This is a genomic window from Desulfovibrio sp. SGI.169, assembly GCF_050313595.1.
In the GTDB taxonomy this organism is placed as follows: Bacteria; Desulfobacterota; Desulfovibrionia; order Desulfovibrionales; family Desulfovibrionaceae; genus Desulfovibrio.
This window is the reverse complement of sequence record NZ_JBNPLS010000007.1, coordinates 94,924-121,128: the sequence shown is the minus strand read 5'-3', so window position 1 is coordinate 121,128 and position 26,205 is coordinate 94,924. Positions and strand designations below refer to the sequence as shown.

The 26,205-nt window shown below is 62.4% G+C and carries 24 protein-coding genes and 1 pseudogene; 13 read left to right on the top strand and 12 right to left on the bottom strand.

The window, feature by feature from the left end:
* Positions 1–52: 52 nt before the first annotated feature.
* Positions 53–841 (top strand): site-specific integrase, encoded by a 789-nt coding sequence (locus ACQRA4_RS05760; RefSeq protein WP_427822136.1) that lies wholly within the window; start codon positions 53–55, stop codon positions 839–841.
* On the opposite strand, the gene ACQRA4_RS05755 is transcribed toward ACQRA4_RS05760, so the two are convergent.
* From ACQRA4_RS05755 to ispG, 9 genes and pseudogenes are all read right to left on the bottom strand, one after another.
* Positions 827–985: a hypothetical protein gene (locus ACQRA4_RS05755; RefSeq protein ID WP_427822139.1), complete on the bottom strand. Its 159-nt coding sequence runs from the start codon at positions 983–985 to the stop codon at positions 827–829. The genes ACQRA4_RS05760 and ACQRA4_RS05755 overlap by 15 nt on opposite strands.
* Positions 986–997: 12 nt before the next feature.
* Positions 998–1,204: pseudogene (locus ACQRA4_RS05750) on the bottom strand (leucine zipper domain-containing protein); the annotation flags it as partial.
* A 161-nt stretch (positions 1,205–1,365) separates the two neighbouring features.
* The gene (gene dxs / locus ACQRA4_RS05745) at positions 1,366–3,267 is read right to left on the bottom strand and encodes a 1-deoxy-D-xylulose-5-phosphate synthase (protein ID WP_427822135.1); all 1,902 of its coding nucleotides are present in this window, start codon (positions 3,265–3,267) and stop codon (positions 1,366–1,368) included.
* A 1-nt stretch (position 3,268) separates the two neighbouring features.
* Positions 3,269–4,162 carry a polyprenyl synthetase family protein gene (locus tag ACQRA4_RS05740; RefSeq protein WP_427822134.1) on the bottom strand — a complete coding sequence of 298 codons (894 nt, stop codon included), beginning with the start codon at positions 4,160–4,162 and terminating at the stop codon, positions 3,269–3,271.
* 2 nt (positions 4,163–4,164) lie between these two features.
* Positions 4,165–4,428, bottom strand: a complete 264-nt coding sequence (gene xseB, locus ACQRA4_RS05735; protein WP_427822133.1) for an exodeoxyribonuclease VII small subunit — start codon at positions 4,426–4,428, stop codon at positions 4,165–4,167.
* Positions 4,425–5,390, bottom strand: coding sequence for a M23 family metallopeptidase (locus ACQRA4_RS05730; protein WP_427822132.1), 966 nt, complete (start codon positions 5,388–5,390; stop codon positions 4,425–4,427). Before ACQRA4_RS05730 ends, xseB begins: the two co-directional genes overlap by 4 nt.
* The gene (gene xseA / locus ACQRA4_RS05725; RefSeq protein WP_427822131.1) at positions 5,387–6,877 is read right to left on the bottom strand and encodes an exodeoxyribonuclease VII large subunit; all 1,491 of its coding nucleotides are present in this window, start codon (positions 6,875–6,877) and stop codon (positions 5,387–5,389) included. The genes ACQRA4_RS05730 and xseA overlap by 4 nt, the downstream gene beginning before the upstream one ends.
* Before the next feature lie 30 nt (positions 6,878–6,907).
* On the bottom strand, positions 6,908–8,638 hold the full coding sequence (locus ACQRA4_RS05720; protein ID WP_427822130.1) for a proline--tRNA ligase: 1,731 nt from the start codon (positions 8,636–8,638) through the stop codon (positions 6,908–6,910).
* Positions 8,639–8,681: 43 nt separating this feature from the next.
* Positions 8,682–9,758, bottom strand: a complete 1,077-nt coding sequence (gene ispG, locus ACQRA4_RS05715; RefSeq protein ID WP_427822129.1) for a flavodoxin-dependent (E)-4-hydroxy-3-methylbut-2-enyl-diphosphate synthase — start codon at positions 9,756–9,758, stop codon at positions 8,682–8,684.
* A 212-nt stretch (positions 9,759–9,970) separates the two neighbouring features.
* Between ispG and ACQRA4_RS05710 the strand changes: the two genes are divergently transcribed.
* The 12 genes from ACQRA4_RS05710 to ACQRA4_RS05655 all read left to right on the top strand — a co-directional run bounded on the left by ACQRA4_RS05710 (position 9,971) and on the right by ACQRA4_RS05655 (position 22,589).
* Positions 9,971–10,669 (top strand): FlgO family outer membrane protein, encoded by a 699-nt coding sequence (locus ACQRA4_RS05710; RefSeq protein ID WP_427822128.1) that lies wholly within the window; start codon positions 9,971–9,973, stop codon positions 10,667–10,669.
* A gap of 13 nt (positions 10,670–10,682) precedes the next feature.
* Positions 10,683–10,979: a hypothetical protein gene (locus ACQRA4_RS05705; protein WP_427822127.1), complete on the top strand. Its 297-nt coding sequence runs from the start codon at positions 10,683–10,685 to the stop codon at positions 10,977–10,979.
* An 8-nt stretch (positions 10,980–10,987) separates the two neighbouring features.
* Positions 10,988–11,593 (top strand): FlgO family outer membrane protein, encoded by a 606-nt coding sequence (locus tag ACQRA4_RS05700; protein WP_427822126.1) that lies wholly within the window; start codon positions 10,988–10,990, stop codon positions 11,591–11,593.
* 114 nt (positions 11,594–11,707) lie between these two features.
* Complete coding sequence (gene ychF / locus ACQRA4_RS05695; protein WP_427822125.1) at positions 11,708–12,808, top strand: redox-regulated ATPase YchF; 1,101 nt, start codon at positions 11,708–11,710, stop codon at positions 12,806–12,808.
* 262 nt (positions 12,809–13,070) lie between these two features.
* Positions 13,071–13,274: a 30S ribosomal protein S21 gene (gene rpsU / locus ACQRA4_RS05690; RefSeq protein ID WP_009302365.1), complete on the top strand. Its 204-nt coding sequence runs from the start codon at positions 13,071–13,073 to the stop codon at positions 13,272–13,274.
* 149 nt (positions 13,275–13,423) lie between these two features.
* Positions 13,424–13,879 carry a GatB/YqeY domain-containing protein gene (locus tag ACQRA4_RS05685; protein WP_427822124.1) on the top strand — a complete coding sequence of 152 codons (456 nt, stop codon included), beginning with the start codon at positions 13,424–13,426 and terminating at the stop codon, positions 13,877–13,879.
* A 398-nt stretch (positions 13,880–14,277) separates the two neighbouring features.
* Positions 14,278–16,677: an endonuclease MutS2 gene (locus ACQRA4_RS05680; RefSeq protein ID WP_427822123.1), complete on the top strand. Its 2,400-nt coding sequence runs from the start codon at positions 14,278–14,280 to the stop codon at positions 16,675–16,677.
* 235 nt (positions 16,678–16,912) lie between these two features.
* Positions 16,913–18,652 (top strand): DNA primase, encoded by a 1,740-nt coding sequence (gene dnaG, locus ACQRA4_RS05675; RefSeq protein ID WP_427822122.1) that lies wholly within the window; start codon positions 16,913–16,915, stop codon positions 18,650–18,652.
* Positions 18,645–20,414: an RNA polymerase sigma factor RpoD gene (gene rpoD, locus ACQRA4_RS05670; protein ID WP_427822121.1), complete on the top strand. Its 1,770-nt coding sequence runs from the start codon at positions 18,645–18,647 to the stop codon at positions 20,412–20,414. The genes dnaG and rpoD overlap by 8 nt, the downstream gene beginning before the upstream one ends.
* Before the next feature lie 137 nt (positions 20,415–20,551).
* A complete protein-coding gene (locus ACQRA4_RS05665) occupies positions 20,552–21,262 on the top strand; it encodes a thermonuclease family protein (RefSeq protein WP_427822120.1) in 711 nt (236 codons plus the stop codon).
* Positions 21,259–22,044: a 7-cyano-7-deazaguanine synthase QueC gene (gene queC, locus ACQRA4_RS05660; RefSeq protein WP_427822119.1), complete on the top strand. Its 786-nt coding sequence runs from the start codon at positions 21,259–21,261 to the stop codon at positions 22,042–22,044. Before ACQRA4_RS05665 ends, queC begins: the two co-directional genes overlap by 4 nt.
* Positions 22,044–22,589 (top strand): serine/threonine protein kinase, encoded by a 546-nt coding sequence (locus tag ACQRA4_RS05655; RefSeq protein ID WP_427822118.1) that lies wholly within the window; start codon positions 22,044–22,046, stop codon positions 22,587–22,589. The genes queC and ACQRA4_RS05655 overlap by 1 nt, the downstream gene beginning before the upstream one ends.
* A gap of 204 nt (positions 22,590–22,793) precedes the next feature.
* Here the strand turns inward: ACQRA4_RS05655 and ACQRA4_RS05650 are convergent, their stop codons facing one another.
* The 3 genes from ACQRA4_RS05650 to uvrA all read right to left on the bottom strand — a co-directional run bounded on the left by ACQRA4_RS05650 (position 22,794) and on the right by uvrA (position 26,188).
* A complete protein-coding gene (locus ACQRA4_RS05650) occupies positions 22,794–22,898 on the bottom strand; it encodes a Dabb family protein (RefSeq protein ID WP_427822117.1) in 105 nt (34 codons plus the stop codon).
* The gene (locus tag ACQRA4_RS05645) at positions 22,886–23,092 is read right to left on the bottom strand and encodes a hypothetical protein (protein ID WP_427822116.1); all 207 of its coding nucleotides are present in this window, start codon (positions 23,090–23,092) and stop codon (positions 22,886–22,888) included. The genes ACQRA4_RS05650 and ACQRA4_RS05645 overlap by 13 nt, the downstream gene beginning before the upstream one ends.
* Positions 23,093–23,230: 138 nt before the next feature.
* A complete protein-coding gene (gene uvrA / locus ACQRA4_RS05640; RefSeq protein ID WP_427822115.1) occupies positions 23,231–26,188 on the bottom strand; it encodes an excinuclease ABC subunit UvrA in 2,958 nt (985 codons plus the stop codon).
* Positions 26,189–26,205 lie beyond the last annotated feature (17 nt).

Sequence of the window (26,205 nt, the reverse complement as noted above, 5' to 3'; positions counted from 1 at the left end):
GAATACATAAACATATTTCAATGATAAATATTGGTAAATTCAAGGAGGGATCATGACTATTCAATTTCATCAGTTCCGCAAGAAAAAACCGTGGGTAGTGACCTGGAAGAATCCGTGGACCGGGAAAAAGCACACACAGGGGTTTGACGACGAGGCTCTGGCCGTGGCTTTTGAAGCGGCTCAAGCGGAAATCGCGGCCAAAGAGCGGGCCTTGCTGCGTAAAGCCCGCAAACAGAAAGCCAGCCAGAACCGGATCAGCGTGAAAGACCTGCTGGAAAGTTATTTTCGTCTCGCTCACTCGAATCCGGTCACTATCAGACAGGCGCGATACCATGCCAGCCATGTGCTTTCGGCTTTTGGCCATCGCCTGGCCGGCCAGCTCAATCGGCGGGACATCCTCAATTTCTCCGAAGCGCAACATCTGCGCGGAATCGCTCAGATCACCGTCAACCGCCGTGTGGGCATTCTCCGCGCGGCTTTGAATTGGGCGGTGCGCAATGGGCTGCTGGCGACAAATCCCCTGCATGATTTGCGGCTCCCCCGCGCCCGCGCGCGCCGCATTGCTCCGCCCACCGCCAGGGAGGCCAGGGCGATCCTGGATGTTGCCGCGCCGCATGTGCAGCGTGTGGTCATTTTGGGATTATGCGCCGGGCCGCGTATCGGCCCATCTGAGCTCTTCCGCCTGGAATGGCGGGATGTGGATCTGGGCGCGGCAATGTTGCGCATGCCCAACGCGCGGAAAAACCATCTGGAAGGCGGTCGGGACATCCCCAGAGGCCAAAGCTTTAGACCCCGTATCTGTTCGCGCCAGATACGGGGGCACTGCTTACTTAGCCTTTGAGGCCAGCAACAGAACCAGTATCAGCGCCCTGGAGCGGCCCAAATTGCGCAACGCCCGGAACACGGCGCTGCGGCTCTGTCCAAGAAGAAGCACGATCTCGTCTCCGGTTTTGCGCTCCTTCCGCAAGCCATGTATCCGTGCCATATTCTCTCCTGTCAGCCGACTTCGACATCGTTTCGGACGTGAGCTGACGTCCGCAAGCTCCTCGATACCTCCCACAGCATAACGATGCTTCCATTTTCTGACGGTGCGGATACTCAGGCCATAATCCGCGGCTACAGCGGCAGCGGATTTTATCTCCAGCCGCCGCACCATTTCTTCTCGACCTCTGACGGTAAGTTTGGCATTCTTGTGGCTGTTCACCCTTCTTCTCTCCCGGGTTGCTGTTGTTTGGCACTTCCAGCTTTACCGGATTGGAGGAGGGTGAACAACCTATTGAAACATTACAGCTAGGCTGATGAAATGAACATCGCCATCTGTGCGCATCTCTCGCCCAGATACCGGCGTTATGGCGGCAGGCCCGCTCAGACTTCGCGGGCCAGTTCCAGAATGGCGCGGGAAATGCCCTGGCTGCGCAGGCCCAGTATCTCGCGCAGTTGCAACTGTTTGCCATGCTCCACAAAGCAGTCAGGCAGGCCCAGCCGTCGGATGCGCTGACCACGCAGCAAGCCGTGATCGTTAAAAAATTCCAGCACCGCCGAAGAAAAGCCCCCGGCCAGCGCGCCTTCCTCCACAATCAGCAGGCGGTCAAAACGCCGGGCCAGATCCGTCAGTTGCGCTTCCGGCAGGGGTTTGAGCCAGACAGGGTCAAACACCAGAGGGCTGAAACCAAGCTCCTTCTCCGCCAGCGCCGCCGCCTCCAGGGCGGGATGCGCCCGGTTGCCCACGGCAATGACGGCTATATTTTCGCCCTGGCGCAGCACATTACCCTCGCCCGGCGCAAGCAGGCGCGGCTCACCGGTCAGGGGCACGCCAAAGCCCGCGCCGCGCGGGTAGCGCAACGCATAAGGCCCGTCGCCGTTCAGGGCGGTTTTCAGGCAATGGCGCAACATATCCTCATCGCGCGGTGCCAGCATGCGTATTTGCGGAATATGCCGCAGAAAGGCAATGTCAAAGACGCCGTGATGAGTGGCGCCGTCCTCGCCCACCAGGCCGGCACGGTCCACACAGAATGTCACCGGCAAATTCTGAAGACAGACATCGTGAACCACCTGGTCGTAACCGCGCTGCAAAAAGGTGGAATAGATGGCCAGAGCGGGCCGGTAGCCCTGACTGGCCAGGCCGGCGGCAAAAGTCACGGCGTGCTGTTCGCAGATGCCCGTATCCACAAAGCGTTCAGGAAAGCGCTCGCGAAAACGGTTGGTGCCCGTGCCCTCGGGCATGGCCGCCGTGATGGCGATAATGCGCTCGTCCTTTTCCGCCAGTTCCAGCAGGGTGTCGCTGAAAACGCGAGTGAAGGTGGGCAGGGAGGACGAGGCAACCGGCAGGCCGGTTTCCGGCGTGAACAGGCCCACGCCGTGATACTGGGTGGGATTCTTTTCCGCCGGGGCGTATCCCTTGCCCTTGCGGGTGCGCACATGCAGCAGCACGGGGCCGTCCTCCACGGCGGCGGCCATCTGCAGATGACGCCGCAGCGCCGGAAGATCATGCCCGTCCACCGGGCCGATATAAGTGAAGCGGAATGCCTCGAAAAGCATGCCCGGCGTGAAGAATGACTTGAAGCTCCATTCCCCGCGCATGGCGTAAAGAGCCAGCTTTTGCCCGATGCGCGGAATGGAGCGCAGAAATCTGAGCACCTCCCGCCGCGTCTGCCGCACCCAGCGCCGCGACAGCGTGCGGCTCAGAAACAGGGAAAGCGCGCCCACATTGGAGGAAATGGACATCTCATTGTCATTGAGCACGACAATAAGCCGCCGCCCCATGTGCCCGGCCAGATTAAGCCCTTCAAGGGCCTCGCCGGCGGTCAGCGAACCGTCCCCTATCACGGCCAGCACATGATGACGCAGACCGGAAAGATCCCGCGCCAGCGCCATGCCCAGCGCCGCTGAAATGGAGGTGGAGGAATGCCCCACGCCAAAATGGTCATAGGGGCTTTCCGCCATACGCGGAAAACCGGACAGTCCGCCCAGCAGGCGCAGGGTATGAAAACGGTCGGCCCGGCCCGTGAGCAGCTTATGGGCATACGCCTGATGCCCCACATCCCAGATCAGCCTGTCCTTCTTCAGATCAAAGGTGGAGAACAGGGCCAGAGTCAGCTCCACAACGCCCAGTGAGGGGGCCAGATGGCCGCCGTTATGCGCCACCACGTCAATGATGCGCTGGCGCACCTCGTCAGCCAGCCGCTCCAGATCCGGTTCGGATAGCTCTTTCACCTGCGCCGGATCTGTAATGCCATCCAGAATGGACATTTTTGCCTCACGCGCCATCTCAGGCCGCCCGGTTCACGGTGTACTCGGCCAAGGCCCTCAGGAAGTCAGCCTCCTTTCCGGCAAAACCCGCCAGAGCGGCCTGGGCGGCCTCCGCCTGGGCGCGGGCCAGCTCACGGCTTTTTTCAAGACCCACCAGGGAGGGATATGTATTCTTGCCCTGCTCCGCGTCACTGCCGGCGGGTTTGCCCAAGGTGGCAGTGTCCGCCACCACATCCAGAATGTCGTCGGCAATCTGAAATGCCACGCCCAGCGCCGAACCGAAATCGCCGAGGGCGCGCAGCGCGGCCGCGTCCGCCCCGGCCAGCAGGCCGCCGCACACGCAGGAGGCCCGCAACAGCGCCCCGGTCTTCATGGCGTGCATGCCCCGCAGTTCCTCAAGGCTGACCCGAGAGCGACCGGTATAAATCATGTCCCATTCCTGCCCGCCCACCATGCCGGACGCGCCCGCGGCCAGGGCCAGCTCGGCCACGGCGCGAAGCAACACGTCCGACGCCAGCGGCGCGCGGCACATGATCAAAAAAGCGTCAGTCAGCAGCCCGTCCCCGGCCAGAATGGCCGTGGCCTCATCAAAAGCCTTGTGATTGGAGGGTTTGCCGCGCCGCAGATCATCGTCGTCCATAGCGGGCAGATCATCATGAATCAGGGAATAGGTATGAATCATCTCAATGGCCGCGGCAAAGGGCAGAGCTTTGCGCGGCTCCAGGCCACAGAGAGCCGCGCAGCTCAGGCAGAGCGCCGGACGCAGCCGCTTGCCCCCGGCCTGAAGGCTGTAGAGCATGGATTCCTTCAAGCGCGGCGGCATGTCGCGACCCTCCAGGCAGGTGGCCAGATAGGCCTCCACATCCCGCCCCCGGCTCTTGAGCAGGCTTTTCATTTCATCCACGGGCATCATGGCTATTCCGCCTCCTGCGGCTCCCGGCCGCACGCTGCGCCCCCGATCTCATCCGGATTCAGGGCTTTCAGTTCGCCGTCCCGCCAGAGGGAAAGCTCATGGCGAGCCTTTTCCAAGCGCTCGCGGCAAAAGCGCGAACACTCCGCCCCCTCCTTGTACAGGGCCATGCCCTTTTCCAACGGCAGGTCGCCGGACTCCAGGGCGCTGACGATTTCCTGCAGTCGGGCCAATTTTTTTTCAAAAAGATTTTCCTTTGCGGCGCTCATTGGGCTTGGCTCCCGGTATGGACGGACGTGGCGGAAACGGCGGCGGGGGCGCATTCCGCCGCGAGAAGAGGCTGCGGGTCCACAGCATGCCCCTGAACGATGAGCGAAAGGTGCAGATGCGGCCCGGTCACCCTTCCCGTGGCCCCCACAAGGCCGATGACCTGGCCCCTGCGCACGCGTTCGCCAGGCTCCACCCGCGCTTCGGACAGATGCAGGTAGGCGCTGAAAACCCCCTCGCCGTGATTGATGTACACCACATTGCCGGAAAAATACAAATTGTCCACCAAAGCCGCCTGACCGTCGGCGCAAGCCTGAACGGGCGCGCCCGACGCCCCGCGCAGATCCAGCCCCCGGTGCACGCCGCGCGGCTGGCCGTTGAACACCCTCTTCATGCCGAACAGACTGGAAACGCCGCCCGGCACGGGGCGCGCCAGGGGCAGAGTCCAGCAGCGTTCCGGCAGGGGCCGGGCCAGCGCCTGCCGCACCTTTTCACGGTCTTTTCTGATCCGCTCCTGCTGCGAAGCCGGAGGGTTGACGTATTTTTTATCCACCGTGAGCTTTTGCACCGGGCGCGCCTTGTCATACACCTCCAGACGGGTCAGGGCCTGCGGCGCGACCTTGTCTGCCTTGCCGTCAAAAGCCGCGGCGGCAACGCCCAGTTCCAGGCTGCCGGCCTTCTCGTCCAGAGGCACGGGCAACAGAATTGCCGCCCGCCACAAAGCGCTGTTCTGGCCGCCGGCTTCGTCGGCAAGCTCGGCCCTGGCCGCAAAAGCCTTGCCCCGCCACAAAAAGACAAAACACTCCGCCGGCTGATCGGAAACCGCCAGGGCAAAAAACGCGTCGCCTCTGGCGGCCCTTGCCGGCGCTTCCAGGCGCACGCCGGCCAGAGCTGGAACACCAAGCATAAGACAGATCACACATAAGGCCAGGCGGCACATGATGCGAGCAAACAGGCTTTTCATATGTTTTCCTCTCCGGATTGCGCGGCATCCGGGCTGATGCGCTTGACCACGGCGCTCAGACGACCGTCGGCCAGCCGCACCTCAATTTCCCGGCCCGAAGTCGTCTGCCCGACCGAGCGCAGAATCCCCCCCCGCGCCGTACGCACCAGGGCATAGCCCCGGTGCAGCGGCGCCAGCGGGTCATTGGCCGCCAGCGCGTTTTCAAGATTTTCCAGATGGCGGAAGCGCTTTTCGAGCCAGGCTGCGCCCGCTGACCGCAAACCGTTTCGCGCCAGGGCCAGCGAATGCTCCGCATTGCTCAGGCTGTGGGGCAGAGCCGCATCCAGCGCGGCGCGCAACAGACTCAGACGCGCCTGAAGAGCGTCCACGCGCCCCAGGCTCGGCGCGGCCCGTCGGGAGCGCTCCAGCCCGGCCAGAAGACGCCATTTATTCAGCAGCCATTGCCGGGCCGCGCCCCGCAATGTCAGGGACAGGCGCTCCAGACGCTCAGCCAGCCGCGCCTGATGGCGTTGGGGAGAAAACCAGCGCAAAGCGTTTTCACACTCCCGCAGGGCCAGTTCCTCCCGCTCAAGGCGCGCGGCAAAAGCCCGCCGCAGGGCCGCCACGCTCTCATCCAGACGTTGCCTGAGTTCAGCGCGCTGTGGCCAGAGCAACTGCGCCGCGTGTGAAGGCGTGGCCGCGCGCAGATCGGCGGTCATATCCGCCAGGGTCACGTCCACTTCATGGCCGATGCCCGCCACCACAGGCAGGCGCGAATGAAAAACCGCCTCGGCCACAGTCTCTTCATTGAAGGCCCAGAGGTCTTCCAGCGAACCGCCGCCCCGAATCAGCACGACAACCTGCGCCCAATCCTGGTCGTTGGCCGCTTTCAGGGCCCGGACAATCTCAGGGGCGGCCTCCTCTCCCTGCACCGAAGCCGGAAAAAGGCGTATCTGCGCCCCGCTGCCCCGGTCGCGGGCCAGCTCCAGAAAGTCATGGACAGCCGCGCCGCTGGGCGAGGTGATCAGGGCCACGCGTTGCGGGTTCCAGGGCGGAAGGCGTTTGCGCCCCTGCGCGAAATAGCCGGCGGCCGCCAGCCGGCGCTTGCGCTCTTCAAATGCCTGGGCCAGCAGCCCCTGACCGGCAGGCTGCGCCAGCTCCACCAGCAGTTGATACTGGCCGCGAGGCGCATATAGGCTGATTCGCCCGGCACAGAGCATGTTCAGCCCGTTGCGCAGCAATTCCAGCGGCGAGGGCCGAGGGCTGTCGAAAACCTCGCCGGTGAGAGGGTCAAAAGACTGACCCTGCTCCGCCTGACGCTGCTGGCTCCGAAACCAGACGCACTGCAATTGAGCGTCCTGATCCTTGAGACTGAAATAAATATGCCCGGAAGCGGGGCGAGAGAGATTGCTTACCTCGCCGCGCACCCAGACAAAAGGGAAACGCCCCTCCAGGCTTCTGCGCAATTGCTCCGTAAGAGCGCGGACCGTCAGTATGCCGTCCTGCATAGGTCGCCGGAGCAGCCCGCCCCCACGGGGTCAGGCCTGCTGCGCCTCCCAGCCGCGCCGCACCGCGGCGGCCCATTGGGAGAAGCCCTCCTCAATGCGCTCCGCGGAAAGTTCGCCCTTTTCACCGCTGCGGCGATCCTTGCATTCCACGATGCCGCGCGCAAGCCCTTTGCCGCCTACCACCAGCTGCATGGGCGCGCCCAGCAGATCAGCATCCTTGAATTTGACGCCCGGCCGCTCTTCCCTGTCGTCCAGCAGCACATCCACGCCCCTGTTTTGCAGCATGGAGTAAATTTCTTCCGCCTTGGCCGTGACCTCGGCATCGCGCGGGTCAAGGTTGAGCAGAATGCATTCAAAGGGAGCCAGCGGCGGCGGGAATACAATGCCGTTTTCATCATGATTCTGCTCAATGGCCGAAGCGGCCACGCGGGACACGCCGATGCCGTAGCAGCCCATGATCATCAGCCGTTCCTTGCCGTTTTCGTCCAGAAAGGCCGCATGCATGGCTTCGCTGTACTTGAGGCCCAGCATGAAGATATGCCCCACCTCAATGCCCCTGGTCAGTTCAATGCGACCGCCGCAACGCGGGCAGACGTCCTCCGCCGTTATGACGCGCAAATCCGCCCAGGCCGTGACAGCGGCGTCACGGCGCAGATCCACATGTCTGAAATGCGCGTCCGCCGCGTTGGCTCCGGTGACGTAATCCGTGCCGCCCTGCAGTTCCAGGTCGGCATAAACAGGCACATTCAGCCCCACGGGCCCGGCAAAGCCCAGCGGCGCGCGGGTCAGGGCTTCCACGGCGGCGGTCCCGGCCAGTTCCACATCCTGGGCCTTGAGCAGATTCTTGAGCTTGACGTCGTTGACCTCACGGTCCCCGCGCGCCAACACGGCGACGGTTTTGCCGTCCACGTTGAAAAGCATGGTTTTGACAATGGCCGTGGCGGGAACGCCCAGCATGGCCGCCACTTCCTCCACGCCGCGCGCGTCGGGGGTGGCGACCTTTTCATATGCGGGGCAGACATCCGCGCAGGGCGAGCCTTTCCAGACCACTTCGGCCCGCTCCACATTGGCCGCGTAATCGCAGTCATGACAGAAAGCGATGGTGTCTTCCCCGGTGTCGGCCAGCACCATGAATTCATGGGAAAAACTGCCGCCGATGGAGCCGGTGTCCGCCTCCACGGCCCGAAACCTGAGGCCCAGACGCCTGAAGATGCGGGTATAGGCGTCGTACATCAGCCGGTAGCTTCGTTCGGCCCCGGCGCTGTCCGCGTCAAAGGAGTACGCGTCTTTCATCATAAACTCGCGTCCGCGCATCAGGCCGAAGCGTGGGCGGATTTCATCGCGGAACTTGCTCTGAATCTGATAAAGACGCACGGGCAGCTGCCGGTAGGAACGCACCTCGCCGCGCACCAGATCCGTGATGACCTCCTCATGGGTGGGGCCCAGACAATATTCGCGCTCGTTGCGATCCCTGAAGCGCAGCAGTTCCTTGCCGTAATGCTCCCAGCGGCCAGTCTCTTTCCAGAGATCGGCAGGCTGAACCATAGGCATGAGCAGTTCCTGAAAGCCGGAAGCATTAACCTCCTCGCGCACCACGTTCGCAATTTTGTCAATGACCTTCAGGCCCAGAGGCAAATAGACATACAGGCCGGAGGTGAGCCTGCGCACCATGCCCGCGCGCAGCAAGAGCTTATGGCTGACCACCTCGGCGTCGGCCGGCGATTCTTTCAGGGTGGGAATGTAACAGGAACTGAAGCGCATGTGTCTTGCTTCCTTAGTATGAGGTTTGCCGCCGCGCCGGGCGTCAGGCGGGCTGCCCCTTTTCATTGAGCAGCGTTTGCAGTTCTTCCATAAAAGCCGTGAGCAGGGCTTCCTGCCCCCTGACCGAGCGGATCACTTCGCCCTTGCGGAAAATTATGCCCTTGTCCCGACCGCCGGCCAAGCCCAGATCAGCCTCGCGGGCCTCACCGGGGCCGTTGACCACGCAGCCCATAACCGCCACCTTGATGGCCGCCGTGGACTGGGCCAGCCGCTCCTCAACGGCGCGGGCCAGAGCGAAGAGATCAATTTCCGTACGACCGCAGGTGGGGCAGGAAATGATTTCCGGCCCCCGCGAGCGCAGACCAAGCGCACGCAGAATTTCCCATGCCACGGTAACTTCTTCGGCCGGGTCGGCGGTAAGCGACACCCGCAGGGTATCGCCGATGCCCTCATGCAGCAAAATACCCAGCCCCACGGAAGACTTTACCGTGCCTCGCAGCAGGCCGCCCGCCTCGGTGACGCCAATGTGCAAGGGGTAGTCGCAGGCCGCGCCGAGCAGGCGGTAAGCGGCGATGGTATCCAGCACGGACGAAGATTTGAGAGAAATTTTCGTGTCGTAAAAGCCGCGCCGCTCCAACAGGCGCACATGGCCCAGCGCGCTTTGCGCCAGCGCCTCGGGGCATGGGCCGCCGTATTGCCTGAGCAGCGCTTTTTCCAGCGAACCGGCATTGACGCCGATGCGAATCACGGCCCTGTGGGCCTTGGCCGCATCCACAACCCTGTCCACATGTTCGCTGGGGCCGATATTGCCGGGGTTGATGCGCAGCCCTTCCAGACCCGCCTCCAGCGCGGCGACAGCCAGACGGCAGTCAAAATGAATATCCGCGATAAGCGGCAGAGCCGTGCCCGCGCGAATGGCCCGCAAAGCCCTGGCGGCGGCCTCGTCCGGCACAGCCAAGCGCACGGCCTCGCAACCACGGGCGGCCAGACGCTCAATCTGGGCCAGGGTAGCCTCCACATCGCGGGTGTCCGTATTGGTCATGCTCTGAACCATGACCGGCGCGCCGCCGCCGACAACCAGCCCGCCCAGCCGGATGGCGCGGGTTTTTATGTTGCGCATGCTCTCCCTCACCGCGAAAATGGCGGGCCCGACGCGGGCCGCCGCCCATACTTGCAGTTGAGGCTTTCTTGTATGCTATTTCCAGGCACAAGCCAAGCCCATAATTGGAACGCATATTGCATAAATTTTTGCGTTTCAGGTCGAATGCCGTATGGACTTTTTCACGAATCGCACTCAAGTTTCCGGCCAGGCCGACGATAAGCACCATTACCATGATTGAGGTTGCCATGCACAATCTGCCGCGCCTTTTCCTGCTATGCGCCCTTTTGCTGCCGCTGCTTCCAGGCTGCGGCCCCACCCGCACGGCCAATGACCCATCCTATGTGGACGCCGTGGAAGTAAAACTCAAATGCCGTGAGCTGGCCGACCAGATGCTGGCCACGACGCCCAACGACGCCTTGCAGGGTTTTGTGGCCATGCCCGCCTCTTTTGTGGATCAAAACAATACGTCGCTCTCCTCGCCATTGGGCAGGCTCATAGCTGAATCACTGTTTTACGAATTTAACCAGCGCGGCTTCCCCACGCGCGAATACCGTCTGACCGGTCGCATTTCCGTACAGGGCGGCCGGGACGATCTGGCTCTGGCCGCCAATCAGATTGTTCCCACCAAGGGGCAGAAATGGGCGGCTCTGGTGGTGGGCACCTACTATGTGGATAAGGACGCCACCTTCGTCAACGCCCGGCTGGTTCGGGCCAGCGACGGCCTGGTGCTGCGCGCCGGCCAGCTTGTGCTGGTCAATACGCCCATTGTGGCGCGCATGGGCAAGAGCGACCCCGCTCCGGTCGCCGCGCCGGTGGTCAAATCCGCCGCCGTGACGACGCGCGCTGAACGGCGCGCCCTGTATCCTCCGCTGCACAGCCCGGCCGAATCCATCAGCAGCGGCAGCATCGCCATCAAACAAGGCAAATAATGCCGGAACCGCCATGCGACATCTGATTCTTTTTTTCTTCGCCTGCTGGCTGGCGCTTTGCTCTCCCGTCATGAGCCAGGAGCTTTCGTCCTGTGAAACGCCGCCCCAGGGCCGTTCTTCCGCCAATCAGGGGCCGGACATAAGCGCTACCTACCTTGATGAAGCCCGGCAATACCGTGAACAGGGGCGCTATGAGCTGGCCCGCCAGTCCTATGCCCAGGCATTGGCCACCTGCCGGAGCAATGCCGGACTGGAGATCATAAAACGTGAACTGGCCGGTGTTGAACTTTTATTGCGCACCATGCGCTGAGGTTGGTCATGAGCCGTTTTTTCGTGATTATTCTGGTGGTTGCGGCACTGCTCTTTCCCCTGACGGCGGCGGCGGGAACCGTGCCCAGCGCCGCCGACAGCATTGGACGCCAGATGGATCAGCAATTGATGATGCGCTACGCGGGCGACGACCCTGACATGAGCAAAAAACAGAGACAGGCTCTGGCCCGTTCCCGAATCATGATAATGGGCACCACGCCGGCCGATATCAATAATCTGGAAGCGGCGTCGCCGCTGGCCCGCCAGATGACGGAAGAAGTGTCGCGCTGGCTGGTCAACGCGGGCTATCGGTATCAGGAGTTGCGCAAGGGTTCCTATATCCGTTTCGACAGACGCACCGGCGAACTGATTCTGACCCGCGAGGTGCGCAAGCTGAGCAGCGCGCGGGGCGCCGGCCAAGCCATCCTGGCGGGCACCTATGTGGTCAGCGGCGACCAGGTGCGCTTCAGCATGATCCTGATCCACACCACCAGCAACGAGGTGCTGGCCAAGGGCGCGGCCACTGTGCCCATTACCGACGATCTGCTGCCCCTGCTGGAAGATCAGGCTCCAGGCGTCGGCAAAGTGCCCACCGTCCATACCCGCTTGCAGTAAAAAAAGCGTCGGCTTGCTTCCGGCGCGCTTTGCGACTATATAAACCCCGCCTCCGGTTCGTCCGGGAGCGGGGTTTGCCATATGCCGCGCCCCAGTATAACGCAAGGAGTCTCCATGTCGCTCAGCATCGGCATCGTGGGGCTGCCCAATGTGGGCAAATCCACCCTTTTCAACGCCCTGACCAAAGCCCAGAACGCTCAGGCCGCCAATTACCCTTTCTGCACCATTGAGCCCAACAAGGCCACCGTCGCCGTGCCGGACAAGCGCGTGGAAGCGCTGACGGCCAAGGCAAAGCCGCAAAAGACCATTCATGCCAGCGTTGATTTTATCGACATTGCCGGGCTGGTGCGGGGCGCCAGCAAGGGCGAGGGCCTGGGCAACCAGTTTCTGGCCACCATTCGGGAATGCGCGGCCATTGTGCAGGTGGTGCGCTGTTTTGAAGATGAAAACATCACCCATGTGGACGGCGGCGTGAACCCCCTGCGCGATGTGGAGACCATTGAAACGGAACTGTTGCTGGCCGATCTGCAAAGCGTGGAAAAGCGCTTGGAAAAGCTGCAAAAAATGGCCAAAGGCAGCAAGGATGCCAAAGCGGCGGCCGAGCTGATGCAAGGTCTGCTGGCTCACCTGAATGACGGCAAACCCGCCGCCGCCTTCTCCCTGCCGGATAACGAAACCTTTTTGACCTCCTGGCGCGAATTGGGGCTGATTACGGCCAAGCCCGTGATTTACTGCGCCAATGTGGATGAAGCCGCCGTGGCCGACGGCAACGCCTTTGCCGATGCGGTGCGAGCCCTGGCCGCGGATCGCAAGGCGGGCTTTGCCCGCATCTGCGCCAAGCTTGAGGAGGAACTGCAAGGCCTGCCTGAGGAAGAACAGCTCGAAATGCTGAACTCTTACGGCATTGAAGAGAGCGGCCTGGTGAGCATCATCCGTACCGGATACGCCACACTGGGCCTGTGCAGCTATTTCACGGCCGGGCCTGACGAAGTGCGCGCCTGGACCATCCGCCAGGGCTGGAAGGCCCCGCAGGCCGCCGGCGTAATTCACACGGACTTTGAGCGCGGCTTCATCCGGGCCGAGGTCATTTCCTTTGCTGACTACATGAGCCATGAAAGCGAGGCCGCCTGTCGCGCCGATGGCGTGCTGCGGGTGGAGGGCAAGGACTATGTGGTGCGGGACGGCGACGTGATGCATTTTCTCTTCAACGTCTGAGCGCGGGCGGTTCCCGCCGCAAGGGCATTTCGCGTCTGCCCTGCTTTTACCGCCGACAAGCCATGGCGGCGGGATGAAAATGTTCTGAAAAGCACGCTGAAAACTGTCGCCCGGAACGGGGCGACAAACATCGAAGGAAAAACTTGGTTTTTCATGTGATGGCGCTTGCTTTTTTCCCAAAGGCGCGCTATATGCAATCTCCACATTTTGCGGGGCCAGCGTTTTCCAAAACCTGGCCTGCCCGCCGAAGGGGGTGATGTTCTTGCCCGGAGTTTTTCTCAACGACGATGACTACAACTTCGACATCGCTTTGCGCCGCTTCAAAAAGCAGGTGGAGAAGGCCGGCATTCTTTCTGAAATGAAGAAACGCCAGCATTATGAAAAGCCCAGCGTCATGCGCAAAAAGAAGAAGGCCGCCGCCCGTAAGCGGCTGATGAAGAAAATCAGAAAAATGAATATGGCCTAGGCCACATACGCAACGCTTTTTTTCGCGTATTGCGCGGCGTGGTTCTGTCTTCTCTGGCCATGCTCCATTCCGGACAGACGCTGCGGGAAATCCCATGGGGGTTTCCCGCAGTTTCCGCTTCTTTTCCACCCTTCCACCCCATTACTGTCATGAGCTTATCTGAACAGATCGAAAAAGAATACATCCAGGCTTACAAAGCCAAGGACGCCGTGCGCCTGACCGTGCTGCGCCTGCTGAAAACCGCTGTCAAGAACAGGCTGGTGGACCTTCGGCGACCCGGCGGCAGCCTATCCGACGAGGAAATGCTAGACGTCATCATCAAGGAAGGCAAGCAGCGCCAGGATTCCATTGATCAGTACAGGGCGGCCAATCGCGCCGACCTGGCCGACAAGGAAGCCGCCGAGCTGAAAATTCTGCAGGAGTATCTGCCCAGGGCGCTCAGCCCGGAAGAGCTGACGGCGCTTATCGAAAACACCGTGACCGAACTCCAGGCCGCCAGCCCCAAAGACATGGGTCGGGTTATTTCGACCATCATGGGCTCTTACAAGGGGCGTGTGGACGGCAAGGTTCTTTCTGAGGCGGTCAAAAAGCGGCTTGCGCAATAGGGTGATCGCAAGGGAATGTTCGCGGCTGCGCGAGCGGCGGCCGTCGCCCCGGAATCGAAATGCGTCATTTGCGCCGGTAAACGCCGAAGCGGGCGGCTTTGGAGCGTTTTGCCTTTGAAATTTACACGTTCAAAAGCGGCGGCGTCATTTGGCCTGAAAAAGGCTGTTTCGGCTCATCGGGCGCGGACTTCCGCGCTCGCGGCCGCCGGAAGAGCATGCCTTTTTCAAAGGCAAGCCGCTCTGAAAAGGCGGCGGGCACGGACGCAACGGGTTCACGCGCCGGTGCAATGTTTTGAGGTTAAAACGCTCTGGCCGCGGACGGCCTTGCGCGCCGCGCGTTTCACGAGAGCATGAAAGATGCGGTCAGACGGCAAAAGAACTTTTTTGAGGCTGCCCCGATGATCCATAATCGCACCCTCCACGCCCTCGAATTCGGCAAGATCACGGAACATCTGGCCGGACTCTGCTGCTCGGGCGTGGGTCGCGAAGCCGCTCTGGCCGTCGCCCCCCTGCCGGACAGTGAGGCCGTGACCCTGGCCGCTCGCCTCTATGAAGAGGCCGCCGCCTGGGCCGCCCGGCCCGTGGGCGACGGCGGCAAGGCTTTCCAGCTAACGGCTTTTCCCGACGTGGGCGGCCTGCTGCGCGCCGTTGAGCGCCCTCAGTCCCGGCCCGACGCCGACGCCTTCTGGGCGTTGCGCGAAGTGCTGCGCCTGGCCCAGAGCGCCCGCGCGGCCATCGACACGCCCGACGCCCCGCGCCACTGGCCGCACCTGCTGGAGCTGGCCCAGGCGGTGCCCATGCCCGTGCAGCTCACAGCGGCCCTGAACCGCTGCATTTCCGACGATGGCCTGATCAGGGACGAAAGCTCGCCGGAGCTGTACCGACTGCGCGGCGAACTGCGCCGCCTGCACCGGAACTGCATGCGCAAGGTCAAGGATTTCGCACTGCAGTACAATATGCTGCCCTATCTGCAGGACGAGTTCATGACCCTGTCCTCAGACCGCTATGTGCTGCCGCTCAAGGCCAACTTCAAGGGGCGCATGCAGGGCATCATCCACGACTGGTCCCAGACAGGCGAAACCTGTTATTTCGAGCCCATGTTCCTGGTGGAGATCAACAACCGCCTTCAGGAGCTCAAGCACGAAGAGCGCGAGGAAGAGCGAAAGGTGCTGGCCTATCTGCGCGACCTGCTCAGCGCCGAGCTGCCCGGGGCCTGGGCCGCTCTGGATCTGCTGGCCCAGCTGGATGTGCTTCAGGCCAAGCGCCGCCTGGCCGGCCTTTTTGACGGCCGCTGCATCGGCCTCTCGCCGGTGGAGGAAGGCATCAGACTGCTGGAGGCCCGCCATCCGTTGCTGCTCCTGGCCCGAGGCAGGGGCGCGGAGACGGCGCGCGATACGGCCAGAGGAGGCAGAAGTTCCGAGAGCGCAAAGCCCTCCACCCCGTCGGTTCGCCCTCTGGACATTCTGCTGCGTCCCGGCGAACGGGCGCTGGTCATCACCGGCGGCAACGCGGGCGGCAAAACCGTCTGCCTGAAAACCCTGGGCCTCATGGTGGCCATGACGCTCAGCGGTCTGCCCGTCCCGGCGGGCAAGGGTTCGCATCTGCCCTGGTTCAGCCGCATGGACGCCTTTATCGGCGACGAACAAAGTCTGGATGACAATGTTTCCACCTTCACGGCCCAGATAGACCATCTGGCCAAGGCCTGGAAACATCTGGATCAGCACGGCCTGGCGCTGCTGGACGAGTTTGGCGCGGGGACGGACCCGGCCCAGGGCGCGGCTTTGGCTCAGGCGGTTCTTGACGAATTGCTGGACAAACATACTTTTGTACTGGCGGCGACGCATTTTCCCGCGCTCAAGTCCTACGCCCTGACGCGCGAGGGCGCCAGAGCGGCATCCATGCTGTTTGACCCGGCCACCAAAAAGCCGCTGTTCAAACTGGCGTACGATCAGGTGGGGGCCAGCCAGGCGCTGGATGTGGCGCGGGAGCGCGGCCTGCCCGAAGCCATTGTGCGCCGGGCCGAGCATTATCTGTTGCAGGACGGGCGGGACGCCACGGCCCTGCTGGCCCGCCTCAACGACCTGGCCGCCAGGCGCGAGGAAGAGCTGACCGCGTTGCGCGCCGAGCGGGAAAAGGCCCGGCATGCCGCGCAACTGAACCGTGAGCGACTGGAAAAGGAGCGCCTTCGCCTGCACGATGAAGTGCGGGGCAAGGCCGCTGAGCTGATGCGGGCCTGGAAGGAAGGCCGGGCCACTTCCAAGCAGGCGCTGAAAGAAATGTCCCGCCTGCGCGCTTCTCTGCTTCCGGCGGCGGAAGCGGAGACGCCGTCCGTACCGCCGCGACCGCAACAGTTCGTGCCGGGCCAGAGCGTGCTGCACGGCATCTTCAACAAGCGTGGCGTCATTACGGATGTGGACGAACGCCGGGGCCGCGTGCGTCTGGATATGAACGGCGTGAACCTCTGGGCCGATATGAAGGATTTGCGCGAAAGCGGCGGCAAACCGGCCCAGCCCGTCGCGCCACGCGCCGCAGTGAAGCGCGGCGACGACGATCCGGCCTCCCTGCGGCTGGATTTGCGCGGCATGCGCGCTGATCAGGCTCTGGCTGAGGTGGAGCGATTTCTGGACAAGGCCCTGCTGGCCGGTTTTTCAGAGGTGGAAATCGTGCACGGGCGCGGCACGGGCGCGTTGCGCCGCGAGATACACGAGTTTTTGCGCGCTTTTCCGGCGGCGGAACGTTTTTCGCTGGCCCCGGAAGATCGCGGCGGCGACGGCATGACTATTGTGACGTTTCGCTAGAGCAAATTGCTTTTGAAAAAGGCATGAGTTTGCGGCGGCCGCAAAAGCGGACGCCCGCGCCGGGTGAGCCTGAAAACCGCCTTTTCATGCGCCTGCCCCGCTCTGCGGGGAAATGCGGCGTCGCTTTTGCGATTGTGAATTTCAAAAGCAAAGTGCTCCAGAGGCGAACTTAACGCACCCGCGAAAGCTGAATTGGGAGCCGGCAAGGCGCAGGGCAAACAGGGGACGCTGCCGCATGCAATCCAAAGACGCCATCCGCGCCATTAAAGAGCGCCTGAACATCGTGGATATTGTGCGCCGTTATGTGGAGCTCAAGCGCAATGGCCCGCGCTGGGTGGCGCCCTGTCCCTTCCATCAGGAAACCAAGCCCTCCTTTTCCGTCAATGAGGAGCAGGGCATGTTCTACTGCTTTGGCTGCCACGCTTCCGGGGACATTTTTGATTTCTACGGCCGGATCAACGGCCTGGACTTCAAAGAAAGCCTGGAGCAACTGGCCGCCGAGGCGGGCGTGAGCATTGAACGCGGGCGCGGCAGAGCCGGCAGTCAGGGGGAGGAGAGGGAGCGCCGTTCCAGCCGGCAGCAGATGCTGCGCATGTACGAACTGGCCGCCGGGCATTTCAGCTCGGCCCTGCAAGGGCCGGAGGCCGCCGAATGTCGGGAGTATATCGAACGCCGCGGCCTGAGCGCGGATATCGTGCAGCGCTTCGGCCTGGGCTGGGCGCGGCGTCAGTGGCAATCTCTGGCTGACGCGCTGCGCCGCGCGGGTTTTGACGCCCGCCTGGCGGTGGAGGCGGGCCTGCTGGGTCAGTCCGGCAACGGCCGGGCCTATGACCGCTTCCGGGGGCGGCTGATTTTTCCCATCAAGAGCCTGTCCAACCAGATCATCGCCTTCGGCGGGCGGATCATCGCCGAAGAGGATGAAGCCAAGTACATCAACAGTTCGGACACGCCGCTGTACAAAAAGGGCGAACATCTCTACGGCCTGGCTCAGGCCCGGCGCGGCATCACCACCAAGGGCCGCGCCCTGCTCACGGAAGGCTACATGGATGTGCTCACCCTGCATCAGTTTGGCTACGACAATGCCGTGGGCGTGCTGGGCACCGCGTTGACTCCGGAACAGATCAAGCGTCTTTCGGGTTTCGCCTCTCAAATGGTGCTTCTGTTTGATGGGGATCGCGCCGGGCGCAAGGCCGCCCTGCGCTCCTGCGAAATGCTGCTTACACGCGGCCTGGCCTGCAACGTGGTGCTGATGCCGGAAGGCGAGGATATTGACAGCCTGCTGCGCGGCGCCGGCCCCGAAGTCTTTGAGGATTTGCAGGCCAGGGCGCCGGACGGCCTGCGCTTTTGTGTGGATGTGCTCAAGGCCCTGGCCCCGCGCGAAACCGTGGAATGGGCGCGGAATTTTTTGCGGCAGGTGGAAGTGCCGGAGTTGGTCAGCCCCTATGTATCGCGGCTGGCCGGGCATTTGCAGCTTTCTGAAAACGAACTGCGACAGGGCCTGGCCGCCTGGCGCAGCCAGAAACAGCAGGGCGGCGGGGGCCGCGCCCCGGAGCGGACGGCCAAACCCAGCCGCGCCCGGCAGAACATGCGCGACCGTCAGATCATGATGTACGCGGTGCGCTATCCCGAACGGCTGGACGACCTCCGCGCCCTGGGCGCGGATCTGGCCATTCAGTCGCCCATTGCCCGACGCCTCTGGGACAAGATTGAGGAACTGGGGGAAGAAAGCTCCTACCACCTTGACCAACGCGAAAAAAACTTCTGGAACCACTGCCGGGGCGCAGAGGCCGCGCCCCGCGACAGCGGCGACAACGAACTGGAATTTCTGCGCCGCGACCTGGACGCCTATTACGCTTCGGCGCAAAAATCATCTGTTTCCGCGGCCTTACGCGAAAATACCGGTACAGGTGACTTTGCGGCTGATTTGGATTATCTTCGCGCACTGCAGGAAACCTTGGAGAAAGGGCATGAGTAATCTTAAAGATATCCAGCAAATACAATCTCTTATCGCCAAAGGCAAAGGCGCCGGCTTTCTGACCTTTGAAGAGGTCAACAAGGCCCTGCCCGTGGAAATGAGCACGCCCGAACAATTTGAAGAGATTATCGGCATTTTTGAACAGCTGGAAATCATCATTGTGGATTCCGAGAAAGACGGCAAAAAAATTTCAGCCTCCGCCGCCGAAAGTGACGACGAGGTGTCCGAAGGCACGCTGGATTTGGCCGAAGACGAGGAATCAGCCGACTACTCCTCCCGCAGCACCGACCCCGTGCGCATGTATCTGCGCGAAATGGGCGCCGTACCCCTGCTGGATCGCGACGGCGAAGTGGTTATCGCCAAAAAGATCGAAATGGGCGAACAGGATGTGCTTTACGCCCTGGTGGAAGTTCCCGTGGCTGTGGAAGAACTCATCAATGTGGGGGAAGACCTGCGCCAGAACCGCATCAAGCTCAAGGATGTGGTCAAAACCATTGAAGAAGACGACCCCAGCGAAGATGAAATGAACCAGCGCTCGCGGGTCATTTTGCTGCTGGATGAAATCAGGCAGGTCTTCAAGAAAAAACGCAAGATTTACAAAAAGCTGGACGACTGCTGCACGCTGGAGCGGCGGGTCACGGCCACGCAGAAGGAAATTATCAGCTTCAAGGAAGAAATCGTCACCCGCCTGCGCGACATCAAGCTGGAAAAGACCCTCATTGACCGGATTATCGAGACGGTGGAGGACTATGTACGGCAGATGCACAACTGCCAGCGCGATCTCTCGGCCTATATTCTCTCCACGGGCCGCACCCAGGCGGAAATTCAGACCATGTTCGACGGCCTGGAAAAACGCGAGCTCAACCCCGCCGAGGCTGCCCGCGACCTCAAGCTCAGCGTGGACGAGCTTTTCTCCTTCAAGGAGATGATTATCGGCAAAATCGAAATTCTCAAGCGCCTCCAGGAAAAATGCTGTCATAATGTGGGCGACCTTGAGGAAGTGCTCTGGCGCATCAAGCGCGGCAATACCGCCGCCATGCGCGCTAAGCAGGAGCTGATTCGCTCCAACCTGCGGCTGGTGGTCTCCATTGCAAAAAAATACACCAACCGCGGCCTGCAATTTCTGGATCTGATCCAGGAAGGCAACATCGGTCTGATGAAAGCCGTGGACAAATTTGAATACCAGCGCGGCTACAAGTTCTCCACCTACGCCACATGGTGGATTCGCCAGGCCATCACCCGCGCCATCGCTGACCAGGCCCGCACCATCCGTATCCCCGTGCACATGATTGAAACCATCAACAAGCTTATCCGCACTTCACGCTATCTGGTGCAGGAACTGGGGCGCGATCCCACGCCCGAAGAAATCGCCGAGCGCATGGAATATCCGGTGGAAAAGGTCAAGAAAGTGCTCAAGATCGCCAAGGAGCCCATCTCGCTGGAAACGCCCATCGGTGATGAAGAAGACTCCAGCCTGGGTGATTTCATTGAAGACAAAAAGGCCGTGGCCCCGGCCGAGGAAGTCATCAACACCAAGCTTTCCGAGCAGCTGGCCGCCGTGCTGGCCGACCTGACCCCGCGTGAAGAGCAGGTGTTGCGCAAGCGCTTCGGCATTGCCGAAAAGAGCGACCACACCCTTGAGGAGGTGGGCAAACTCTTCAATGTGACGCGTGAGCGCATCCGGCAGATCGAGGCCAAGGCGTTGCGCAAGCTGCGGCATCCGGTACGGAGCCAGCCGCTGCGCTCCTACTACGAAAATTAGCGACATCAGGCATTTTTCGCCGCTGGCGGCGTCAGGCTGCGCCGTCCGCTCCGGTTCCGTGTCCGTTGCGGGCGACGGTCTTCCTGGCTGGCGGCGACATCGTAAATGACGCACCGCTGAAAGACACAGGGCACATTATGTTCGCGCGCGTGACAAGTTTCAGTGAGCATTCCCGCTTCCGCAACAGTCTCAAGGCCGCATTGCTTCTTTTGCTCTGCTGCCTGCCGCCGCCTGCTGCGGCAAAGGCGGAACAGCCCCCCCTGCCGCAGCCCGACGGCGTGGTGGCCCGCTGTTTTGACGGCGACACGCTCAAGCTTACAGACCGGCGCGTGGTGCGCCTGGCGGGCATCGACACGCCGGAAATGGCCCGTGATCACAAACCGCAATACTACGCCCGCGAGGCCCGGCAGGAACTGGAGACGCTGGCCAAGGGGCAGAAAGTCCGCCTGTTTGCGGCCGGGGTCAAAAACCGGGATAACTATGGCCGCATTGTGGCCGACGTGCGTCTGGAGGATGGTCGCTCTCTGAACGACCTGATGATCGAGCGGGGCGCGGCTTTTTACTACCCGCATCAGGATCAGAATCCGCATCTTCAGGAACGCCTGCGCGCCCTGCAGGAACAGGCCATCAACGAAAGGCGCGGCCTCTGGGCGCATCTGCTCTCCCTGCCGCTGGCGCGCCTGAATTACACGGGCAACCGCGATTCCCTGCGTTTTTTCCCGGCGGACTGCCCGGACGCCCAACGCATCAAACCCCGCAACCGGGTCTATTTCGGCACACTGATGGACGCGTTTCTGGCCGGTTACGCGCCGGCCAGGGTCTGCCATTTCTGGCCCGCGCAGCCATGAACGACCTTATTGCCTCCTCTGCTCCCCTTGGGCAGGAGCAGGCGCTGGTCATCTTCTCCGGCGGTCAGGACTCCGCCACATGTCTGGCCTGGGCGCTGAGTCGCTTCCGGCGCGTTCTGACGCTCGGCTTTGACTACGGCCAGCGCCACAGCGTGGAGTTGAGCTGTCGCCAACGGCTGCGCGCGGGTCTGGCCGGGTTGAGCCCTCTCTGGGCATCCCGTCTGGGGCCGGATGCGCTGCTGGATGTGGATATTTTTCGCCAGTTGGCCGACAGCGCCCTGACCTCCGACGCGCCCATCGCCGCCAACGGACCGGGCGGCCTGCCCACCACCTTTGTGCCGGGCCGCAACCTGCTGTTCATCCTGCATGCCGCTGTCTGGGCCTATGCCAGGGATATCCGCCATCTGGCGCTGGGCGTCTGCCAGAGTGACTTTTCCGGCTACCCCGACTGCCGCGACGACAGCATCAAGGCCATGCAGGTGGCGCTCAATCTGGGTATGAACGGTCGTTTTATCCTGCACACGCCGCTGATGTGGCTGAACAAAAGCGACGCCTGGGAGATGGCCGAAAATCTGGGCGGCGCGGCCCTGGTGGAACTGATTCTGGAAGAAAGCCATACCTGCTACGCGGGCGAACGCGGGCAGCGTCATGAGTGGGGCTACGGCTGCGGCGTCTGCCCGGCCTGTCGTCTGCGCGCCGCCGGGTACGCCACTTACCGGAAAAAACGGCAAACAGGCCGTAACAACACGCCCCATACCGGGCAGGATCACACGGAGTCCTGATGGCCAGAAAACGACTCTGCGCGGCTCAGGGCATTGAAGCGGCCTGCATTCTTTTTCAGCTCAACAGTAAAACAGCCGACATCCTGCGCCTGGCCGAAAACGCCGGGTTGCCTCCCGTTTTCACGCGCGGGGCCGAGCGTGCCCGGCTCTGCGCCGAATGGCGGGCCTTTGCCCATGCCGTTGTCACAACCGGGCTCATGCAGCACGCGCCCAACAGCGTGCTGGTGGGCTATCTGCGGCAGACAGGCCAGCTGCTGCGCGCGGCGGGAACAGACGCGCCTGACGCCTGTGCCGCTCCTGAGGCCCAACCGGCACAGGCCGATTTTGTGGATGGCCCTTTTGCCGCCTATATGGCCTTGCTGACGCACGGCGAGCAGGCCGGCTGTCCATCCCTCTTTTGCCGCCGTCTGGCCGATGCCGCGCCCGCGCTTGCCGCGCATCTGGCGCAAGACACGCGCGCCCAGGCGCGTCTTGCCGCAGCCATGGCGCTGGTGCTCAGCGCCGTGTGGGACAAGCTGGAGGAACTGGAAATTCTGGCGGACTAAAAAGCGTCAAGGCCGCGCCCGTATGGAGAGCATAGCGCACTGGCATGCGGCCTTGAGCCGCCGCGTGGCGGGACACGACAAAGTCTCGCGGAGTTCCCGCGCCGTTGCCTCAAGAGCGCAGCTTTCTTTGCCGTAACGTTGAAGACAACGGCTGAGCCACACCGGCTGTTTCACTGTCGTACGGGCATTTCCATGTGAACGGCTCTATATTTCGTAATCCAGAGCCTGCCGCGACGCGCTGACAGCCCTGACCAGCTTGCCGAATTCCAGATGGATGGGATGCCCGGCATAGGCTTTCAGGCCGTCCATGTCGTCATGCGCGGATGCACCACCTGGGCGGGCGTCGTGCTCGTGGGCTGTATCTGATATGAAACTTCCACGGAACGCGCTGTGGGAATACCGCACAGTGACGCTGAAGCTTCCTTGATGCGCCGGGCGTTTTCCGCCGCCGAACGTCCGTCCGCCTCTTCCTGAAGCGTCCACCAGACGATATGCCGGGTCATGTTCTTCCCCCCGCTGCGCGCGCCGGACTGCCCGCCGTGTTTCTTGCGGCGCGCGGTTTATCGGAACGTTCTGCGCGGCGCGTCCTCAGAGCGTATGGCGCATACCGGCAAAAGCGTTCCACGTTCATGGCAAGATGGTTAACGCCCTTTCCGCCGTTTGAGCCTGTCCGCGCGTTCCCGCATCAGAAAACGGCCGGTCACGGAATTGGGGTCGGCCACAATGGCTTCAGGCGTGCCGGCCGAAACGATCAGGCCACCGTTTTCCCCGCCGCCGGGGCCCATGTCCAGCACATGGTCAGCAGCCAGGATCATGTCGGTATTGTGCTCAATGACCACCACGCTGGCCCCTTTGTCCACCAGGGCGTGCAGCACTTTGATAAGCTTGCCCACCTCGTGCATATGCAGGCCGGTGGTGGGTTCGTCCAGAATGTACATGGCGCCGGGCAGGGAGCGCTTGCCCAGCTCTCGTGATATCTTGATGCGCTGGGCTTCTCCGCCGGAAAGCGTGGTGGCGGGCTGTCCCAGGCGCAGATAGTCCAGGCCCACTTCTTCCAACACGGCCAGACGCCGCTCCAGGCCGGGGTAATTTTCAAAAAGCTGGCGGGCCTGATGCACGGTGAGGTCCAGCGCCTCCGCGATATTCAACCCCTTGTAGCGCACTTCCAGGGTTTCGTGATTATAGCGTCTGCCCTTGCAGACGTCGCAGGTCACATACACGTCGGGCAGAAAGTGCATTTCCACCCTGATCTGGCCGTCGCCGCCGCAGGCTTCGCAACGACCGCCGCGCACGTTAAAGCTGAAGCGCCCCGGCTTGTAGCCGCGCTTGCGCGCGTCTGGAGTCATGGAAAAAATCTGGCGAATCTCATCGAAAATCTTGGTATATGTGGCGGGATTGGAACGCGGCGTGCGCCCGATGGGCGTCTGATCAATGGACACGATGCGCTCCACAGGCGTGCCGCCCCTCTCATAGCGCAGGCCGCCGATGGAGCCGGGCTGATCCACCCGCAGGCCAAGACTCAGAGCCAGATGCTTATAAAGCGTGTCCACCACCAGCGAGCTTTTGCCCGAGCCGGATACGCCGGTCACGCAGGTCAGCACGCCAAGGGGAATGCGGCAATCAATGCCGCGCAGGTTATTGGTGGTCACATGGCTCAGCAGCAGATCGCCCCTGGCCTCGCGCCGGGCGTCGGGCAGAGCGATGGATTCGTCTCCGCGCAGATAGCGGGCCGTGAGCGTGTCCGCCGTGTCCAGCAGATCGCGCACCCGCCCCTGGAACATGATTTCACCGCCTTGCGAGCCAGAACCCGGCCCCAGTTCAATAACCGTATCCGCCTCGCAGATGGTGGCCTCGTCGTGCTCCACCACCAGCACGGTATTGCCGCGCGCCTGAAGGGAGCGCAGCGTGCCCAGCAGGCGCTCGTTATCGCGCGGGTGCAGACCGATGGAAGGCTCGTCCAGCACATACGTCACGCCCACCAGGCCCGATCCCAGCTGCGAGGCCAGACGGATGCGCTGGGCCTCGCCGCCGGACAACGTGCTCATGGAGCGCCCCAGAGAAAGATATTCCAGCCCCACATTGCGCATGAAAGAGAGACGGAAGGTCAGCTCCTTGAGCAGCGGCTCCGCGATGAGGGCCTGGCGGCCCGTGAATGCGCGTTTTTGCAGCCATTCCAGATTCCGCTCCACAGACAGCGCGCAGAACTGGGCGATGTTCAGGTCGTCCACCCGCACGGCCAGCGCGTCGGCATTGAGACGCGCCCCCTTGCAGTCCGGACAGTCCGTGGACTGGCGAAAGCGGGCCAGCGCTTCCCGCCAGGCCTCGCCGTACTGCATGCCCTTTTCCAGCAGCGGAATGACGCCGGGCCAGCGTTTGTCGCTCACGCTCAGGGCGCTCTGGGCGCGTTGCGCCTCGGCGAAATGTTCGCTCTGGCAGTCGCCGGACGCGCCCAGGGCCACGTTGCCGCCCATCCAGTTGCGGCGCAGTCCCAGAGAACCGGCGACGGGTTTGCCCTGTTCATCCTCGCCGTAGAACAGGGCGGCCAGAGCCGCGTCGGAAAACTGCTCCAGCGGCGTGGAAAGCGTAAACCCGAAGCGCTTGCCCAGAGCCTTGAGCGCGCTTTCATAACGGCTGAACAGTCTGTCCGTGGCCCAGGGCAGCAGCGCGCCGGTGCTCAGTGAAAGCCCCCGGTTGGGCGCGATGAGGCGCGGCTCGAAATAATCCACGCTGCCCAGGCCCACGCAGCGCGGGCAGGCCCCCTGCGGGCCATTGAAGGAAAAAAGCTGCGGACTGGGCGCGGGCAGGGAAATATGGCAGTGCGGACAGACCGAGGTGGTGGAATGGATGGTATCGCGCCCGCCTTCCGGCTTGTCCGGCTCGTGCAGCGCCAGACGCCCCTCCCCGTAGCGCAGGGCCAGCTCCACAGAGTCGGCCAGACGGCCCCGAATGCCCTCCTTGTTCACCAGGCGGTCCACCACCAGATCAATGCTGTGCTTTTTGTTCTTGTCCAGGGCGGGCATGTCGTCCAGGGTGTAAAAGACGCCGTCCACGCGCACCCGGGCAAAACCCTCGGCCTTGAGCCTCTTGAATTTGTCCTGATGCGCGCCCTTCTGCAATTCCACCAGAGGCGCCAGAATCATGAATCTGGTTCCCTGCGGCAGGGCCAGAATATCGCCTATGATTTCATCCGCCGCGCGGGCCTCAATGGGGCGGCCGCAACGGGGGCAGTACATGCGGCCCAGACGCGCGAAAAAGACGCGCAAAAAGTCGTAGACCTCCGTCACCGTGCCCACGGTGGAACGCGGATTGCGCGAGACGCTCTGCTGTTCCAGCGAAATGGCCGGGGAAAGCCCCTCTATCTTTTCCACATCCGGCTTGTCCATCTGGGGCAGAAACTGCCGGGCATAGGCCGATAGCGATTCCACATAGCGGCGCTGCCCCTCGGCGTAGACAATGTCAAAGGCCAGGGTGGACTTGCCCGAACCGGACGGGCCGCAGATCACCACCAGTTCGTCGCGGGGGATATCCAGGCTGATATTCTTGAGGTTGTGCTGCCGGGCCTTTTCGATATGAATACAGGGCTTGTTTTCCGTTTTCATGGGAAGTTATCTAAGCG

Coding starts and splice junctions, on each gene's coding strand:
- ACQRA4_RS05700 (WP_427822126.1), top strand. CDS start 10,988: ATGAGCCGTTTTTTCGTGATTATTCTGGTGGTTGCGGCACTGCTCTTT.
- ACQRA4_RS05665 (WP_427822120.1), top strand. CDS start 20,552: ATGTTCGCGCGCGTGACAAGTTTCAGTGAGCATTCCCGCTTCCGCAAC.
- ACQRA4_RS05645 (WP_427822116.1), bottom strand. CDS start 23,092: ATGACCCGGCATATCGTCTGGTGGACGCTTCAGGAAGAGGCGGACGGA.
- ACQRA4_RS05720 (WP_427822130.1), bottom strand. CDS start 8,638: ATGCGCTTCAGTTCCTGTTACATTCCCACCCTGAAAGAATCGCCGGCC.
- ACQRA4_RS05760 (WP_427822136.1), top strand. CDS start 53: ATGACTATTCAATTTCATCAGTTCCGCAAGAAAAAACCGTGGGTAGTG.
- uvrA (WP_427822115.1), bottom strand. CDS start 26,188: ATGAAAACGGAAAACAAGCCCTGTATTCATATCGAAAAGGCCCGGCAG.
- ACQRA4_RS05710 (WP_427822128.1), top strand. CDS start 9,971: ATGATTGAGGTTGCCATGCACAATCTGCCGCGCCTTTTCCTGCTATGC.
- dxs (WP_427822135.1), bottom strand. CDS start 3,267: ATGGCGCGTGAGGCAAAAATGTCCATTCTGGATGGCATTACAGATCCG.
- ACQRA4_RS05755 (WP_427822139.1), bottom strand. CDS start 985: ATGGCACGGATACATGGCTTGCGGAAGGAGCGCAAAACCGGAGACGAG.
- ispG (WP_427822129.1), bottom strand. CDS start 9,758: ATGCGCAACATAAAAACCCGCGCCATCCGGCTGGGCGGGCTGGTTGTC.
- queC (WP_427822119.1), top strand. CDS start 21,259: ATGAACGACCTTATTGCCTCCTCTGCTCCCCTTGGGCAGGAGCAGGCG.
- ACQRA4_RS05730 (WP_427822132.1), bottom strand. CDS start 5,390: ATGAAAAGCCTGTTTGCTCGCATCATGTGCCGCCTGGCCTTATGTGTG.
- rpoD (WP_427822121.1), top strand. CDS start 18,645: ATGAGTAATCTTAAAGATATCCAGCAAATACAATCTCTTATCGCCAAA.
- ACQRA4_RS05740 (WP_427822134.1), bottom strand. CDS start 4,162: ATGATGCCCGTGGATGAAATGAAAAGCCTGCTCAAGAGCCGGGGGCGG.
- ACQRA4_RS05655 (WP_427822118.1), top strand. CDS start 22,044: ATGGCCAGAAAACGACTCTGCGCGGCTCAGGGCATTGAAGCGGCCTGC.
- ACQRA4_RS05680 (WP_427822123.1), top strand. CDS start 14,278: ATGATCCATAATCGCACCCTCCACGCCCTCGAATTCGGCAAGATCACG.
- xseA (WP_427822131.1), bottom strand. CDS start 6,877: ATGCAGGACGGCATACTGACGGTCCGCGCTCTTACGGAGCAATTGCGC.
- ACQRA4_RS05705 (WP_427822127.1), top strand. CDS start 10,683: ATGCGACATCTGATTCTTTTTTTCTTCGCCTGCTGGCTGGCGCTTTGC.
- xseB (WP_427822133.1), bottom strand. CDS start 4,428: ATGAGCGCCGCAAAGGAAAATCTTTTTGAAAAAAAATTGGCCCGACTG.
- dnaG (WP_427822122.1), top strand. CDS start 16,913: ATGCAATCCAAAGACGCCATCCGCGCCATTAAAGAGCGCCTGAACATC.
- ychF (WP_427822125.1), top strand. CDS start 11,708: ATGTCGCTCAGCATCGGCATCGTGGGGCTGCCCAATGTGGGCAAATCC.
- ACQRA4_RS05650 (WP_427822117.1), bottom strand. CDS start 22,898: ATGGACGGCCTGAAAGCCTATGCCGGGCATCCCATCCATCTGGAATTC.
- ACQRA4_RS05685 (WP_427822124.1), top strand. CDS start 13,424: ATGAGCTTATCTGAACAGATCGAAAAAGAATACATCCAGGCTTACAAA.